The following is a 14,938-nucleotide window of genomic DNA, read 5'->3' as shown; positions in this document are numbered from 1 at the left end:
CTCGCCGTCCTCAACGCCAGTCTCTACCGCGAGCGGCCGACGGGTCAGTTGTGGCCGAAGCGTCGCTGATGCTTGCGCGCCACGTCGGACGGGCTGCCCTGGGCCTGCGCCTGCGGCTGGTTCTGGGACTCGAACGCCGTCGACTTGGCCTGCTCCGCACTACGCTCCGACGCGGACGCGCGGTCGTGCTGGCTGCCCTGCTTGCGGTTCTTGTTCTTGGCCATGGTGAATGCCTCCTGTGGGGAATCCTGGGGGGCCAGGACCGCTGTCAGACTCACATAGCGCCGCAAACACCGCATGTTGGATCATTACCGTGCGTAGCGGTTTCCGCAGTGGCCTGCTGTTCCGCCGCCTTTTCGCCTTCTTCCCGTATTCCTTTCCGGATCCGCCACGCCGATGATCCAGTTCCGGCCGTCAACCCCTCCGCGGTCGGGCAGACTCGAAGGAAACCCTGGGTAAGCGGACCCGGTCATCGAGGAGCGGGCCGCTGAACCGTTCCCGAATTCTGGAAGAGGGTGGAACGCGTGGACCGTTGCGTCGTCCTGGTGGACGCCGGCTACTTGCTGGGCGCAGCCGCGAGTCTGCTGGCCGGAGAGCCCGCCCGTTCCCGCATCACCGTCGACCACGCGGCCCTCATCCAGGGGCTCCGCGAGCGCGCCGAGGCCGACACCCAACAGCCCCTGCTGCGCATCTACTGGTTCGACGGCGCCCCCGACCGGGTGCCCCAGCCCGAGCACCGCCGGCTCCGCGTGATGCCCCGGGTGACCGTACGGCTGGGCGCCCTGACCCGCAGCGACGGACGCTGGGCGCAGAAGGGCGTCGACGCCGCCATGCACGCCGAGCTCACCGAACTGGCCAGGAACCGGGCCTGCTCCGATGTGGTCCTGGTGACCGGCGACGGCGATCTGCTGCCCGGTCTGATGTCCGCCAAGGAACACGGCGTCGCCGTCCACCTCTGGGCCGTCCAGGCCGCCGACGGCGACTACAACCAGTCCGAGGACCTGGTCGCCGAGGCCGACGAACGCCGCGTCCTCGACCGGGCCTGGATCACCAAGGCGGTACGGGCCAAGGACACCGGCGGCAGCTGCGCCCCGCCGCCCGCCCCGCGACCCGAGATCGCCGCGATCCTCTCCGCACCGCTGCCCGAGGCGGCCCTCGCCGCCTCCGCCGAACGCGCCTCCGAGGCACAGGCCGCCGCCGCCCGGAGCGGCTCCGAGGCCCCCGCCGAGAACGCCCCCGCCGCCGCCTCCTCGGACACCCCGTCGGCCCCCGGGCACAAGACCGTCCCCACCCCCAAGGACCTGGCCGCGCTGCGCGCCCACGCCACCCACCCCGACCGCCAGCACCCGCCCCAGCCCGCGGGCGCCACCCTGCGCTGGTCCTCCGACAAAGGGTGGGTGGAGCGCGGCGGCCCCCTCGGCGAACCCGCCGAGACCGCGTCCCTGCCGACCCTCGCCCAGGTCACCAGCGCCGAACAGCGCTGGGCGGACCGGGAGGAGGACATCACCACCGTCGGCGGCGACCCCTTCGAGGTGGGCCAGGTCTTCGCCCGCCGCTGGATGGAACGGCTGCCGGAAACGGTCCACCTGCAGAAGCTCTCCACCATGTACCCGCGCATCCCGCACCGGATCGACGGCGAACTCCTGCGGTACGCGGCCCGCTTCGGGCTCCTCGCCCACAAGGACGACCAGATCGACGAGCACGACCGCTACGCGATCCGGGCCGGCTTCTGGCGGGAGATCGATGTACGGGCCGCCGCCGAGCACGTACCGGCGGGGGAGTAGGCGGGGCGGCCGCCGTCCGCCCCGGAGGCGACGCGGGGTGGCCCCGGACGCGAGCCGGGGCGGGTGACCCCGTACCCTCGTACCTCGTGAGTACGGGCACAGCACAGGCGCAGAGGGACACCGGCACCGTGTGCGCGGTGCGCGATCTGGTCAAGACCTATCCCGCCGTTCGGGGCCGCCGAGGCACCCCCGCGACCCCCGAGATCCGCGCCACGGACAGCATCAGCCTGGACGTCGAACGCGGCGAGATCTTCGGACTGCTCGGCCCCAACGGCGCCGGCAAGTCCACCCTGGTCCGTCAGCTCACCGGACTGATGCGGCCCGACTCCGGCAGCGTCGAGGTGCTGGGCCACGACCTCGTACGCCACCCCGAGCGGGCGTCCCGGCTGATCGGCTACCTCGGGCAGGAATCCACCGCCCTCGACGAACTGACCGTCTCCCTCGCCGCCGAGACCACCGGACGGCTGCGCGGCCTCGCCGTACGGGAGGCCCGCGCCGAGCGCGACGCCGTCCTGGAGGAGCTGGGCCTCACCGAGATCGCCGGGCGGCCCCTGAAGAAGCTCTCCGGCGGTCAGCGCCGGCTCGCCTGCTTCGCCGCCACCCTGGTCGGCGACCGGCCCGTCCTGGTCCTCGACGAACCGACCACCGGCATGGACCCGGTCGCCCGCCGCGCCGTCTGGGCCGCCGTCGACCGCCGCCGCGCCGAGCGCGGGGCCACGGTCCTGCTGGTCACCCACAACGTGATCGAGGCCGAGACCGTCCTCGACCGGGTCGCCGTCCTGGAGCGCGGCCGGGTCATCGCCTGCGACACCCCGGCCGGGCTCAAGGAGAAGGTCGCCGGAGAGGTGCGCGTCGAGCTGATGTGGCGCGAACGGGCCCCGCTGGACGTCCCCGAGGTGGCGGCGCTGCGACCGTCCGCCCAGGAGTCCGGGCGGCGCTGGGTGCTGCGGCTGAGCCCCGACGAGGCGCGGGCCGCGGTCGCCGCGGTGACGGGCGGCGCGGCCTTCGCCGCGCTCGACGATTTCACCCTGGCCACACCCAGCCTGGAAGATGTCTATCTCGCGCTCGGGGGAGACGCGGCCAATGCGACCAAGGGGCTGGTGAAGGCGTGAGGGACAGGACAGGCGTCGGGAACGTGAACGCCGCGGACGCGGCGGACGTACTCGACAGGGTGGACGGTCCGGACGTGTGGGACGTGCCGGACGGGTTTGACGTGGTGGACGTGTCTAAGGGGAGCGGCCTCAGGTGACGAGCATCATTCCGGCCAGGACCGTACCGGCCCGCGTCCGGCCCGCGTCCGGCCCTTCCGCGGCGCCCCCCGCCCGTACCGTCGCCGAGCCCCTCGCTCCGCGCGCCCGGCTGCTGCCCTCGCTGGCCGCCGTCTACCGCGCCCAGCTCTCCCGGGCGCGGGTCGCCCGGATCCCGCTGCTCTTCGTGGCGACCTTCCAGTCCGTCGGGATCATGGTCCTGATGCGGGGGGTCGTGGACGGCGGCGCGGAGGCCCGCGCGGTGGTCGCGGGGTCCAGCGTCCTGGTCGTCGCGTTCGTCGCGCTCAACCTGCTCGCCCAGTACTTCGGGCAGCTCCGGGCGTCCGGCGGGCTCGACCACTACGCCACGCTGCCCGTGCCGCCCGCCGCGGTGGTGCTCGGGGCGGCCGGCGCGTACGCCTCCTTCACCGTGCCCGGCACGGTCTTCACCGCGATCACCGGCAGCGTGCTGTTCCAGCTGCCGCTGACCCATCTGTGGGTCCTGGTGGCCGTCGTGCCGCTTTCCGGAGCCGCCCTGGCCGGTCTCGGCGCGGCCCTCGGGCTGCTCGCCCCGCGCCCGGAGCTGGCGACCCTGCTGGGTCAGCTGGGCATGTCGGCCGCCCTGCTGCTCGGGGTGCTGCCCGCCGAGCGGCTGCCGGAGCCGGTGGGGTGGGCGCGCGATCTGCTGCCCTCGACGTACGGGGTCGAGGCGCTGGCCCGGTCCTTCGACGCCCGCCCGGACTGGGGGATCATCGCGTTCTTCCTCGGGATCTGCGCGGTGGTGGGGGTTCTCTCGCTGGCGGTGGCGACGTGGGCGTACCGGCGGGCCGCCGTACGGTAGCCGGTGAGGCGCCTCACAGGGTGGCCTGGCACGATGGCAAGGTGACCGCACCTCTGACGCCGCCTCACCAGCCCGGCCCCCACGATCCGTGGCAGGCCCCGCCCTCGGGCTCCCACCTCGCGCTCTCCCCGGGCTCGCCGGACGACCCGGACACGGCCACCGAGCTCCGTCAGGCCGCCGTCGTCGTGGTCCTGGTCGCGCTCGCGGGCCTCGTGCTCGGGCTGCTGTGGCTGTGGCTCGCGCCGCGTGTTCCGCTGGTCTCCGACGACACGGCCGTCTTCCTGAAGAACAGCGAGGGCGAGGAGGCGATCGGCGCGGACGGAACGTTCGTCCTGCTGGCCATCGGCTTCGGCGTGCTCTCCGCCGCCGCCGTCTTCTGGCGGCTGCGCCGCGGGGGCGTCCTCGTGGTCGTGGGTCTGGCGCTGGGCGCGGTGCTCGGCTCGCTGCTGGCGTGGCGGGTCGGCATCTGGCTGGGGCCGTCGTCCGATGTGGTGGGCCGGGCCCGGGAGGCCGGCCAGGGCGTCACGTTCGACGCGCCGCTGGAGCTGCACGCGGTGTGGGTGGCGATGCTGGCCTGGCCGTTCGCGGCGATGGGGATCCATCTGCTGCTCACGGCGGCGTTCGGGCCGCGGGATATGGAGCCGGACTGGGCGGGGTCGGGGTACGCGAAGTATTACGGGGAGCCGGATTCCGGGGCGCCGTCGTCGCCTGCTGGGGGCGGTGGGCCGGCGTAGGGGCGCCTGCGGCGGGCCTGTTCCCCTACCCGCCCCTTCCCGAAACCGGGGCTCCGCCCCGGACCCCGCTCCTCAATCGCCGGAGGGGCTGGAAATCCAGCCGCCCCGGACCCCGCTCCTCAATCGCCGGACGGGCTGGAAAATCCAGCCCGTCCGGCGATTGAGGACATCTTTCAGGCGCGCGAGAACATCCTCAGGCGCGCGCGATCTCCGCGAACGTCGCCCCCGTCAGCTCCGCCAGATCCGTCGCCGCCAGCTCGACCTCCAGGCCCCGGCGGCCCGCCGACACGCAGATCGTGGTGTGCGTGCGCGCCGACGCGTCCAGCACCGTGCGCAGGCGCTTGCGCTGGCCCAGTGGGGAGATGCCGCCGCGGACGTAGCCCGTGGTGCGTTCCGCGGCCGCCGGGTCCGCCATCGCGGCCCGCTTGCCGCCCACCGCCGCGGCCAGGGCCTTGAGGTCCAGGGAGCCGGCCACCGGGACCACCGCCACCGTCAGAGCGCCGTCGACGTCCGCGACCAGGGTCTTGAAGACCCGGTCGGGAGAGACGCCCAGGGCCTCGGCCGCCTCCTCGCCGTAGGACGGGCTCGCCGGGTCGTGGTCGTAGGCGTGCACCGTGAAGGCGGTGCCCGCCGCGGTCAGGGCGACCGTGGCGGGGGTGCCGCCCGACTGCTGCTTCTTGGACTTCTTCGCCAACGCGGGCCGGTCCTCGTCAGTTGGGGTGGGTGGGGGCCCGCGTCAGGTCCGTCGCGGGCAGCGAGGGCAGGTGCCGGATGACCGCGGTCTCCTTGCGCAGCAGCGTCAGCTCCTCGCGCAGCCGGGTCGCGGTGTCCGGGGCCTGGAGCAGGCGCTGTTTGGTGGGGACGTCCAGGACCGTGGCCGCCGCGACCAGGTAGGAGATCACCGACGGGTCGTCGGGGAGGTCGGCGCCGGTCGCCAGCGAGCGTTCGCTCGCTCCGGCCAGCCGCTTCTGGTAGGCGCGGAAAGCCCGCAGAACGCCCTCCGCCAGGGCTCCGGCCTCGTCGCCCTCGTCCTCGCCGGGCGGCTCCTCGGCCAGGTCCTCGACCTCGGCGGTCAGATACGGGCCGCTCGTCTCGACCGACAGCAGCCTGACCCGGGTGGTGCCGGTGGCCAGGACCTCGAAGCTGCCGTCGGCGCGCTCGCGGATCGTCGCCGCGTCGGCGACGCAGCCGACCCGGTGGAAGGTCTGGATCGGGTCGGGGCCGAAGCCCTCCGCAGGGGCGCGCTCGGCGGGCGGGGCCGCCGCGACCGTGTCCGGCATGCCGGTGGCCGTCGGGGCGATCTCGCGGCCGTCGCGGATCGCGACCACGACGAAGCGGCGAGGTTCGTCCTCGTCGCTCTTCAGCAGCTCCCGCATCATGGCGCGATATCGCTCTTCGAAGACGTTGAGCGGCAGCACCAGGCCGGGGAACAGCACCGCGTTGAGCGGGAAAAGGGGAAGGCGGGCGGTGGTCACAACGCTCAAGCGTAATGGCCCCGGGGGCGGCCGTGGTCGGCCCGGTTGCGCAACGGGGTCAGCGAGGCCACCTGGAGCCGTGCGCCGTCCCGCGCGTCCAGGAACCGGCCGAGCGCGTCGTCGGACACCGACGACCACGGGAACGACGTCGCGTGCAGCCCGATCAGGTTGAACTGGTGCAGCGCCTCCGCCCAGCGGCCCCGGGCGAGCAGGACGTACGCGAGGAGGTTGCGGACCTCGGCCGGCCACGGGTCGCCGGGCCGGTAGGCGGCGGAGAGCCCGATCGCCAGGTCGGCCGCCGCGTCGATCCGCTCCTCCAGTACGGAGGTGGTCCGGCCGATCGCCTGGGCGTCCAGGAGCAGCGCGAAGGCCGCCCGGGCCGGCAGGGCCTGCACCAGGGAGTCGGGCCGCGCGTCCGCCGCGGCCTGCTCGGCGAAGTCGAAGCACTCGCGGTGCGAGCCGTACCAGGCGGCCGACAGATAGCGCAGCGCCGCCACATGGCAGCCGTAGTGGTGCGCGGAGCGCCGTACGGCCTGCTCCCACAGCGACTCGAAGGAGGTGTGCGTGGCGTGGGTGCCGCGCGCGTGGTCCAGGGCGAGCCGCCACGGCACGGGGTCGCGCGGGTCCGCGTCGGCGGCTGCGGTGATCAGCGGGCCGACCTCGCGGAGCCGTTCCGCGCGGGCGGGCGACTCCCAGGCCCGGCGGACCGCCAGCTCCGCCTTGACCAGCAGGGCGTCCGGATCGCGCGGGGCGGCGGCCAGCCACTGGTCGAGCCAGCCGTCCCGGCTGCGGGCGAAGGTGACCAGCCGGCCGAGGTAGCGGTCCCGGTTCTCCCAGTCGGCGGCGTCCCGGGTGGTGGCGAGCAGCTTGGCGGCCGGTTCGTGGTCGCCCAGGGCAGCGGCGACCAGCGCGGGAGAGAGCCGCTCGTCGGGGGCGTCGAGCAGCACCGCGTCATCCGCGGACAGTCCGGCGGACAGCGGAGGGCTGTGCCGGATCATGCGCGCGGTACTGAGCAGAGCGCGAAGGAAGGCCATGGTGCAGACCATTGAAAAGGCCTGGTGGGGGCCGCGCCAGGGGTGTGCTGTGAAGCTTCTGTGCCGAGTGAATGGGTTGTATCGGGCCGAGTCAAGAAAAGGCAAAGGAATGGGCGTCTATTGGCTTGATTGCGCTCTCCCGTGCGGCCCGCCCGCCCCTGTGGCCCCCCGGGGTGGACGGCCGGAACCTCGGCCCCGACCGCCCGCGGCCGCCCGGCAACGCTCCCGAGGTCACCCCCTGCGCAGCATCCGGGACGCCCCCGCCGCCACCGTGGTGGCCAGAACCCATCCCACCAGCACCAGACCGGCCGCGGCCCACTGCCAGGCGCCCTCCATCCGCCAGTAGCCGTCCTGTCCGAGGTTGATCACCGGGATCAGCAGATCCAGCGCGTACAGCGCGGGATTCCACAGCGGCGACTCGTCGTCCTTGACCGCGGGCGGGGTGTGCTGCGCGAAGGCCGCAGTGCCCGCCGCCCACAGCACCGCCATCCACACCGCCGCCCGCCCCGGCCGGTAGCCGTACGCCACCGTCCAGTCCTGGAGATACCCCCAGGCCTTCGCGGCCGGCGGCAGCGTCTCGCGGCGGCGGCGCTGCTTGGCGAGCAGCACCTCGCGCGCGTCCGCGTCCTCGCCGCTGCTGCGCATCACCGTGGCCAGCCGCTCGTACGGCTCGGGGACGTACTCCGGCGTCGCGGCCTGCACCCACTCCAGCCGCCGGGAGAGCGGGAAGTGGCCGTAGGGGACGAGGTTCTCGTAGACGAAGCCGCCCATCGCCAGACCGCCGGGGCCCGGCCAGCTCGTCGACAGGTCGATCAGGGTCACCACCTTCGCGCCGTTCAGGACGACCCGGCCCTCCTCCGGGCGCTCCGCGTTGAACCGCAGCTCCGGCGTCACGATCCGGCGCAGCGACAACTCCTCCTGCCGGGTCATGACGAACCGTGCCTTGTGCAGGTCCACCGCGTCCCCGAACCGCCCGTCGTCCAGGCGCACCCCGCCCCGGCACTCGAAGATCTGCGAGCGGGTGCCGCGCGCCGGGGTCGGCGCGTAGACCACGCCGTACGGGGGAGTGGTGCCCTGGTTCCCCGTGTCGACGCTCACCCACGCCTCGGTCATGTAGAGCGTGCGCTCCACCGTCAGCTGCGGGGCGTTCAGCGCGCGCCGGTCCTCCGCGGCGCGCAGCCGGCTGCCGCGCAGACTCAGCGAACCGCCCACCTTCGCCCCGCGCAGACTCAGCTCGCCGAGCGTCTCGATCATCTCGGCCTGGAGGTCCTGCGCGACGGTCATGCCGTCCCCGACGACGGCCCGCCCGTGCCGGTCCGGGCCGACGCTGAGCTGGTTGATCAGCAGGTCCGTGCCGATCTGGGCGTCGGTCAGCCGGATGCCCCGGTCGATCCGGCAGCGCGGCAGATGCAGATCGCCCTCGGTCTGCAGCCGCGCCGCCTCCAGCCGGGGCAGCGCGCAGCCCACCAGCCGCAAGGTCGTGAAGTGGCACTCCGGGAGCACCACCTCCTGCTCGAAGCGGCAGCCGGTCAGCTCCACGTACGGAGCCACCCGGCCGCCCGCCAGATCCAGCTTTCCGGTGATCCGCACCCCCCGGAGCTTCAGCGCCGCCACCCGGCCGGGCCGGGCGGGCGGCCCGCTCAGCAGCAGTCGTGCCACCGTGCGCGCGCCGACGCTCCGCTCGGGCCCCCACACCTGCGGGGTGAACGGATCGTTGTGGGTCGTGTCGTAACTGCGTAAGTCATAGGTGGTCCCGTTGCGGAAGGACTGCCACATGCCCAGCTCCGCTGCGCTGAGGCCGTCCGGGATATCGCCTTCGTGCGGCTCGGTCACGGCCGCTCCCTCCGTGCACACATGCTGTAGTGCCGTTATTCCCTGGTGTGACGCCGTGAAGCCAGTGGTCAGCAGTGACAGCCGGACATGGCCGAGACGCGTATCGGCCAGTGGTGCGAGCGACCGGTATCAGCCAGTGATACGGGCGACCGGACGCTCCGGACGGTCTGAGAGAATTGCCGTGTGATCTCTCGAATCGATCTGCGCGGCGACACCCTCCCCGAGGGTGGAGCCCTGCGCGACCTGCTGCCCCGTGCCGAGTTCGACGTGGAAGCCGCCCTGGAGACGGTGCGGCCCATCTGCGAGGACGTACGCCATCGTGGCTCCGCGGCAGTGATCGAGTGGGGGGAGAAATTCGACGGTGTCCGGATCGAGTCGGTCCGGGTGCCCGCCGAGGCCCTGACGAAGGCTCTTCAGGAACTGGACCCCGCCGTCCGCGCCGCGCTGGAGGAGTCGATCCGCCGCGCCCGCCTCGTCCACCGCGAGCAGCGCCGCACCACGCACACCACCCAGGTCGTCCCCGGCGGCACCGTCACCGAGAAGTGGGTGCCCGTCGAGCGCGTCGGGCTCTACGTCCCCGGCGGCCGCTCGGTCTACCCCTCCTCCGTCGTGATGAACGTCGTCCCGGCCCAGGAGGCGGGCGTCGAGGGCGTCGCCGTCGCCTCCCCGCCGCAGAAGGACTTCGGCGGACTGCCGCACCCCACGATCCTCGCCGCCTGCGCCCTGCTCGGCGTCGACGAGGTGTACGCCGCCGGTGGCGCCCAGGCCATCGCGATGTTCGCGTACGGCACCGAGGACTGCTCCCCGGTCAACCTGGTCACCGGCCCCGGCAACATCTACGTCGCCGCCGCCAAGCGCCTCCTCAAGGGCCGCATCGGCATCGACGCCGAGGCCGGGCCCACCGAGATCGCGATCCTGGCCGACGCCGGCGCCGACCCGGTGCACGTCGCCGCCGACCTGATCAGCCAGGCCGAGCACGACCCGATGGCCGCCGCCGTCCTGGTCACCGACTCCGCGGAGCTGGCCGCCGCCACCGAGGCCGAGCTGGCTCCGCAGGTCGCCGCGACCAAGCACATCAAGGACCGCATCGAGCCCGCGCTCGCCGGCCGCCAGTCCGCGATCGTCCTGGTCTCCTCGATCGAGGACGGCCTCAAGGTCGTCGACGCGTACGGCGCCGAGCACCTGGAGATCCAGACCGCCGACGCCGCCGCCGTCGCCGACCGGGTCCGCAACGCCGGAGCGATCTTCGTCGGCCCCTGGTCGCCCGTCTCGCTCGGCGACTACTGCGCCGGCTCCAACCACGTCCTGCCCACCGGCGGCTGCGCCTGCCACTCCTCGGGCCTCTCCGTGCAGTCCTTCCTGCGCGGCATCCACATCGTCGACTACAGCCGCGACGCGCTCGCCGAGGTCACCCACCATGTGGTGACCCTCGCCGAGGCGGAGGACCTCCCCGCCCACGGCGCAGCGCTCAAGGCAAGGTTCGGCTGGAAGGTTCCGCAGCAGTGACGAACGGCAGCACCACCCCCCGTAACCCCTGGGACGAGCTCCCCATCCGCGACGAACTGCGCGGCCAGTCCCCGTACGGAGCGCCCCAGCTCGACGTCCCCGTACGCCTCAACACCAACGAGAATCCGTATCCGCTGCCCGAAGCCCTGGTCGAGCGGATCGCCGAGCGGGTCCGCGAGGCCGCCCGCGGTCTCAACCGCTACCCCGACCGGGACGCCGTCGAGCTCCGCACCGAGCTGGCCCGCTACCTCACCCGGACCGCCGGACACGCGGTGACGGCGGCCAACGTCTGGGCCGCCAACGGCTCCAACGAGGTCCTCCAGCAGCTGCTGCAGACCTTCGGCGGGCCCGGCCGCACCGCGATCGGCTTCGAACCCTCGTACTCCATGCACGCCCTGATCTCCCGGGGAACCGGCACCGGCTGGATCTCCGGGCCGCGCAACGAGGACTTCACCATCGACGTGGACGCCGCCCGCGCCGCCATCGCCGAGCACCGCCCCGAGGTCGTCTTCATCACCTCGCCCAACAACCCCACCGGCACGGCGGTGAACGCCGAGACCGTCCTCGCGCTGTACGACGCCGCCCAGGCCGCCGGTCCTTCGATCGTCGTCGTCGACGAGGCGTACGGCGAGTTCAGCCACCATGCCTCGCTGCTCCCGCTGATCGAGGGCCGCCGCAACCTGATCGTCTCCCGGACCATGTCCAAGGCGTTCGGCGCGGCCGGGCTGCGCCTGGGCTACCTCGCCGCCGATCCGGCCGTGGTCGACGCGGTCCAGCTGGTGCGGCTGCCGTACCACCTCTCCTCCGTCACCCAGGCCACCGCGCTCGCCGCCCTGGAGCACACCGATACGCTGCTCGGGTACGTCGCACAGCTCAAGAGCGAACGCGACCGGCTGGTGGCCGAGCTGCGCGCCATCGGCTACGAGGTCACCGACTCGGACGCCAACTTCGTCCAGTTCGGCCGCTTCGACGACAGCCACGCCGTCTGGCAGAGCATCCTCGACCGGGGCGTCCTGGTCCGGGACAACGGCGTACCGGGATGGCTGCGGGTCACCGCGGGCACCCCGGCAGAGAACGACGCGTTCCTCGATGCGGTACGCGAACTCAAGAAGGAGCACGACGCATGAGCCCCCGCGTAGGCCGCGTGGAACGCACCACGAAGGAAACGTCCGTGCTCGTCGAGATCAACCTCGACGGCACCGGAAAGGTCGATGTCGCCACCGGGGTCGGCTTCTACGACCACATGCTCGACCAGCTCGGCCGCCACGGCCTCTTCGACCTCACGGTCAAGACCGAGGGCGACCTGCACATCGACAGCCACCACACCATCGAGGACACCGCCCTGGCCCTGGGCGCCGCCTTCAAGCAGGCCCTCGGCGACAAGGTCGGCATCTACCGCTTCGGCAACTGCACCGTCCCGCTGGACGAGTCGCTCGCCCAGGTCACCGTCGACCTCTCCGGCCGCCCCTACCTCGTGCACACCGAGCCCGAGAAGATGGCGCCGATGATCGGCGAGTACGACACGACGATGACCCGGCACATCCTGGAGTCCTTCGTCGCCCAGGCGCAGATCGCCCTGCACGTCCACGTGCCGTACGGGCGCAACGCCCACCACATCGTCGAGTGCCAGTTCAAGGCGCTGGCCCGCGCCCTGCGGTACGCCAGCGAGCACGACCCGCGCGCCGCCGGCATCCTGCCCTCCACGAAGGGCGCCCTGTGACCGGCCTCAACACCATCCTGATCGTCGTCGGCCTCTTCCTGGCCGGCGGCGTCTACTCCTTCGCCAAGCAGGGGATGCCCAAGGGCGTCATCGTGCTGCTGTCGATCGGCTCCGTGATGTGCCTGGTGGCGGGCATCCTGCGGATCCAGGGACTGTGGGACTGAGGACAGGTACGTCATGAGTGAGAACCAGAAGAAGGTCGTCGTCTTCGACTACGGCTTCGGCAACGTCCGTTCCGCCGAGCGCGCCCTCGCCCGCGTCGGCGCGGACGTCGAGATCACCCGGGACTACGACCGCGCGATGAACGCCGACGGGCTCCTCGTCCCCGGCGTCGGCGCGTTCTCCGCCTGCATGGACGGGCTGAAGCGGGCCCGCGGCGACTGGATCGTCGGCCGCAGGCTCTCCGGCGGCCGCCCGGTGATGGGCATCTGCGTCGGGATGCAGATCCTTTTCGAGCGCGGCATCGAGCACGGCGTGGAGACCGAGGGCCTGGACGAATGGCCCGGTACGGTCGGCCCCCTGAAGGCCGACATCGTCCCGCACATGGGCTGGAACACCGTGGAGGCCCCCGAGGACTCCCGGCTCTTCGCGGGCCTGGACCCCGAGGCCCGGTACTACTTCGTGCACTCCTACGCGGCGCACGACTGGTCCCTCGAAGTCACCAACGCCAAGATCCGTGCCCCCAAGGTCACCTGGGCCACGCACGGCGAACGGTTCGTGGCGGCCGTGGAGAACGGCGCGCTGTGGGCCACCCAGTTCCACCCCGAGAAGTCCGGCGATGCCGGCGCCCAGCTGCTGACCAACTGGATCGAGACGCTGTAATGCCGAAGCTTGAACTGCTCCCCGCCGTCGACGTCCGCGACGGCCAGGCCGTCCGCCTCGTGCACGGCGAGTCCGGCTCCGAGACCTCCTACGGCTCCCCGCTGGAGGCCGCCCTCGCCTGGCAGTCCGCCGGCGCCGAGTGGCTGCACCTCGTCGACCTGGACGCCGCCTTCGGCACGGGCGACAACCGCGCCCTGATCGCCGAGGTCGCCGGGGCCATGGACATCAAGGTCGAGCTGTCCGGCGGCATCCGCGACGACGCCTCGCTGGAGGCCGCACTCGCCACCGGCTGCCGCCGCGTCAACCTCGGCACCGCCGCCCTGGAGACCCCGGAGTGGGTCGCCAAGGTCATCGCCGAGCACGGCGACAAGATCGCCGTCGGCCTCGACGTCCGCGGCACCACCCTGCGCGGCCGCGGCTGGACCCGCGACGGCGGCGACCTCTACGAGACGCTGGCCCGCCTCGACTCCGAGGGCTGCGCCCGCTACGTGGTGACCGACATCGCCAAGGACGGCACCCTGGAAGGACCCAACCTGGGCCTCCTGCGCGACGTCTGCGCCGCCACCGACCGCCCGGTCGTCGCCTCCGGCGGGGTCTCGTCCCTGGACGACCTCCGCGCGATCTCCCTCCTCGTCCCCGAAGGCGTCGAGGGCGCGATCGTCGGAAAGGCGCTGTACGCGAAGGCGTTCACGCTGGAAGAGGCCCTCAAGGCGGTCGCCGCATGACCGATGCCGCCCCTTCTGTACGCCGGATCTCCACCGGCGCCCCCTGGGAGGAGAAGTTCGGCTACTCGCGCGCCGTCGAACTCCCCAACGGGCTCGTCCTGGTCGCCGGCTGCACCTCCGTCGTCAACGGCCAGATCTCCGCGGGCTCCCCGTACGAGCAGGCGATCACCTCCTTCGACGTCGCCTTCGCGGCGCTGGAGCAGGTGGGCCTGACCCGCGAGGACGTCGTCCGCACTCGGATGTACCTCACGCACGCCCGGGACGTGGACGAGGTCGGCCGCGCCCACAAGGAGCTGTTCGACGCCGTACGCCCCGCCGCCTCCATGATCATCGTGTCCGGTTTCGTGGACCCGAGCCTGGTCGTCGAGGTCGAGGTCGAGGCCTACCGAGGAGGCGTGCAGTGACGCTCGCCGTACGGGTCATCCCCTGCCTGGACGTCGACAACGGCCGGGTCGTCAAGGGCGTCAACTTCCAGAACCTGCGCGACGCGGGCGACCCCGTCGAGATGGCCAAGCTGTACGACGCCGAGGGCGCCGACGAGCTGACCTTCCTCGACATCACCGCCTCCAGCGGCGACCGCGAGACGACGTACGACGTGGTCCGCCGCACCGCCGAGCAGGTCTTCATCCCGCTCACCGTCGGCGGCGGCGTCCGCACCCCGGACGACGTCGACAAGCTGCTGCGCGCCGGGGCGGACAAGGTGGGCGTCAACACCGCCGCCATCGCCCGCCCCGAGCTCATCCGCGAGATCGCCGAACGCTTCGGCCGCCAGGTCCTGGTGCTCTCCGTCGACGCCCGCCGCACCCCGGAGGGCACCTTCGAGGTCACCACGCACGGCGGCCGCAAGGGCACCGGCATCGACGCCGTCGAGTGGGCGCACCGGGCCGCCGAGCTGGGCGCGGGCGAGATCCTGCTCAACTCGATGGACGCCGACGGCACCAAGGACGGCTACGACACCGAGATGATCGAGGCGGTGCGCAAGCACGTCACCGTCCCCGTCATCGCCTCCGGCGGCGCGGGCCGGCTCGCCGACTTCGCCCCGGCGATCGAGGCGGGGGCCGACGCGGTGCTCGCCGCGTCCGTCTTCCACTTCGGCGACCTGCGGATCTCCGAGGTCAAGGGCGCTCTGCGGGAAGCGGGCCACCCGGTCCGCTGATCCCGTACGCAGTGCCAGGCGGTATCACCGGTCCGCCGAGACCGGTGATACCGCCGATGCG

17 protein-coding genes are annotated in these 14,938 nt (G+C 72.7%); 12 read left to right on the top strand and 5 right to left on the bottom strand.

Features of this window, described 5'->3' with window-relative positions:
• Nucleotides 1–44: 44 nt before the first annotated feature.
• Nucleotides 45–224 (bottom strand): hypothetical protein, encoded by a 180-nt coding sequence (locus tag ACSMXR_RS07620; RefSeq protein ID WP_010057923.1) that lies wholly within the window; start codon nucleotides 222–224, stop codon nucleotides 45–47.
• A gap of 291 nt (nucleotides 225–515) precedes the next feature.
• Between ACSMXR_RS07620 and ACSMXR_RS07615 the strand changes: the two genes are divergently transcribed.
• The 4 genes from ACSMXR_RS07615 (at nucleotide 516) to ACSMXR_RS07600 (ending at nucleotide 4,606) form a co-directional block, all read left to right on the top strand.
• Complete coding sequence (locus tag ACSMXR_RS07615) at nucleotides 516–1,784, top strand: NYN domain-containing protein (RefSeq protein ID WP_170994564.1); 1,269 nt, start codon at nucleotides 516–518, stop codon at nucleotides 1,782–1,784.
• Nucleotides 1,785–1,912: 128 nt separating this feature from the next.
• The gene (locus ACSMXR_RS07610) at nucleotides 1,913–2,896 is read left to right on the top strand and encodes an ABC transporter ATP-binding protein (RefSeq protein WP_137232846.1); all 984 of its coding nucleotides are present in this window, start codon (nucleotides 1,913–1,915) and stop codon (nucleotides 2,894–2,896) included.
• Nucleotides 2,897–3,029: 133 nt separating this feature from the next.
• The gene (locus tag ACSMXR_RS07605) at nucleotides 3,030–3,872 is read left to right on the top strand and encodes an ABC transporter permease (protein WP_137232657.1); all 843 of its coding nucleotides are present in this window, start codon (nucleotides 3,030–3,032) and stop codon (nucleotides 3,870–3,872) included.
• Between the two features lie 20 nt (nucleotides 3,873–3,892).
• Nucleotides 3,893–4,606 carry an ABC transporter permease gene (locus ACSMXR_RS07600; RefSeq protein WP_473171480.1) on the top strand — a complete coding sequence of 238 codons (714 nt, stop codon included), beginning with the start codon at nucleotides 3,893–3,895 and terminating at the stop codon, nucleotides 4,604–4,606.
• A gap of 193 nt (nucleotides 4,607–4,799) precedes the next feature.
• Here ACSMXR_RS07600 and ybaK read toward each other — a convergent pair whose 3' ends face one another.
• The 4 genes from ybaK to ACSMXR_RS07580 all read right to left on the bottom strand — a co-directional run bounded on the left by ybaK (nucleotide 4,800) and on the right by ACSMXR_RS07580 (nucleotide 8,948).
• Entirely contained in the window at nucleotides 4,800–5,300 is a 501-nt protein-coding gene (gene ybaK, locus ACSMXR_RS07595; RefSeq protein WP_137232655.1) for a Cys-tRNA(Pro) deacylase, read from the bottom strand.
• Between the two features lie 16 nt (nucleotides 5,301–5,316).
• Nucleotides 5,317–6,081, bottom strand: a complete 765-nt coding sequence (locus ACSMXR_RS07590) for an LON peptidase substrate-binding domain-containing protein (RefSeq protein ID WP_030086839.1) — start codon at nucleotides 6,079–6,081, stop codon at nucleotides 5,317–5,319.
• A gap of 5 nt (nucleotides 6,082–6,086) precedes the next feature.
• The gene (locus ACSMXR_RS07585; RefSeq protein WP_218527861.1) at nucleotides 6,087–7,127 is read right to left on the bottom strand and encodes a hypothetical protein; all 1,041 of its coding nucleotides are present in this window, start codon (nucleotides 7,125–7,127) and stop codon (nucleotides 6,087–6,089) included.
• Between the two features lie 219 nt (nucleotides 7,128–7,346).
• On the bottom strand, nucleotides 7,347–8,948 hold the full coding sequence (locus ACSMXR_RS07580) for an oxidoreductase (protein WP_137232653.1): 1,602 nt from the start codon (nucleotides 8,946–8,948) through the stop codon (nucleotides 7,347–7,349).
• A 183-nt stretch (nucleotides 8,949–9,131) separates the two neighbouring features.
• Here ACSMXR_RS07580 and hisD point away from each other — a divergent pair, with 183 nt between their 5' ends.
• From hisD to hisF, 8 genes are read left to right on the top strand one after another with little or no spacing between them, the layout of a single operon-like run.
• Nucleotides 9,132–10,454, top strand: coding sequence for a histidinol dehydrogenase (gene hisD, locus ACSMXR_RS07575; protein ID WP_218527862.1), 1,323 nt, complete (start codon nucleotides 9,132–9,134; stop codon nucleotides 10,452–10,454).
• Complete coding sequence (locus ACSMXR_RS07570) at nucleotides 10,451–11,581, top strand: histidinol-phosphate transaminase (RefSeq protein ID WP_137232651.1); 1,131 nt, start codon at nucleotides 10,451–10,453, stop codon at nucleotides 11,579–11,581. The genes hisD and ACSMXR_RS07570 overlap by 4 nt, the downstream gene beginning before the upstream one ends.
• On the top strand, nucleotides 11,578–12,174 hold the full coding sequence (hisB, locus tag ACSMXR_RS07565; RefSeq protein ID WP_015607963.1) for an imidazoleglycerol-phosphate dehydratase HisB: 597 nt from the start codon (nucleotides 11,578–11,580) through the stop codon (nucleotides 12,172–12,174). The genes ACSMXR_RS07570 and hisB overlap by 4 nt, the downstream gene beginning before the upstream one ends.
• Nucleotides 12,171–12,338, top strand: a complete 168-nt coding sequence (locus ACSMXR_RS07560) for a hypothetical protein (protein WP_003969742.1) — start codon at nucleotides 12,171–12,173, stop codon at nucleotides 12,336–12,338. The genes hisB and ACSMXR_RS07560 overlap by 4 nt, the downstream gene beginning before the upstream one ends.
• A 13-nt stretch (nucleotides 12,339–12,351) precedes the next feature.
• A complete protein-coding gene (gene hisH / locus ACSMXR_RS07555; protein ID WP_137232650.1) occupies nucleotides 12,352–12,996 on the top strand; it encodes an imidazole glycerol phosphate synthase subunit HisH in 645 nt (214 codons plus the stop codon).
• Nucleotides 12,996–13,721, top strand: coding sequence for a bifunctional 1-(5-phosphoribosyl)-5-((5-phosphoribosylamino)methylideneamino)imidazole-4-carboxamide isomerase/phosphoribosylanthranilate isomerase PriA (gene priA, locus ACSMXR_RS07550; protein WP_137232649.1), 726 nt, complete (start codon nucleotides 12,996–12,998; stop codon nucleotides 13,719–13,721). Before hisH ends, priA begins: the two co-directional genes overlap by 1 nt.
• Nucleotides 13,718–14,125: a RidA family protein gene (locus ACSMXR_RS07545; protein WP_473171479.1), complete on the top strand. Its 408-nt coding sequence runs from the start codon at nucleotides 13,718–13,720 to the stop codon at nucleotides 14,123–14,125. Before priA ends, ACSMXR_RS07545 begins: the two co-directional genes overlap by 4 nt.
• Complete coding sequence (gene hisF, locus ACSMXR_RS07540) at nucleotides 14,122–14,877, top strand: imidazole glycerol phosphate synthase subunit HisF (RefSeq protein ID WP_137232647.1); 756 nt, start codon at nucleotides 14,122–14,124, stop codon at nucleotides 14,875–14,877. The genes ACSMXR_RS07545 and hisF overlap by 4 nt, the downstream gene beginning before the upstream one ends.
• Nucleotides 14,878–14,938 lie beyond the last annotated feature (61 nt).

The sequence above is a fragment of the Streptomyces sp. DSM 106670 genome (assembly GCF_055792845.1).
The sequence above is the reverse complement of the archived record's forward strand: the minus strand, read 5'-3'. Positions and strand labels throughout refer to the sequence as shown.

Excerpts from the sequence above, each read along its gene's own strand:
- ACSMXR_RS07545 (WP_473171479.1), top strand. The coding sequence starts at position 13,718 with ATGACCGATGCCGCCCCTTCTGTACGCCGGATCTCCACCGGCGCCCCC.
- ACSMXR_RS07620 (WP_010057923.1), bottom strand. The coding sequence starts at position 224 with ATGGCCAAGAACAAGAACCGCAAGCAGGGCAGCCAGCACGACCGCGCG.
- hisH (WP_137232650.1), top strand. The coding sequence starts at position 12,352 with ATGAGTGAGAACCAGAAGAAGGTCGTCGTCTTCGACTACGGCTTCGGC.
- hisB (WP_015607963.1), top strand. The coding sequence starts at position 11,578 with ATGAGCCCCCGCGTAGGCCGCGTGGAACGCACCACGAAGGAAACGTCC.
- priA (WP_137232649.1), top strand. The coding sequence starts at position 12,996 with ATGCCGAAGCTTGAACTGCTCCCCGCCGTCGACGTCCGCGACGGCCAG.
- ACSMXR_RS07585 (WP_218527861.1), bottom strand. The coding sequence starts at position 7,127 with ATGGTCTGCACCATGGCCTTCCTTCGCGCTCTGCTCAGTACCGCGCGC.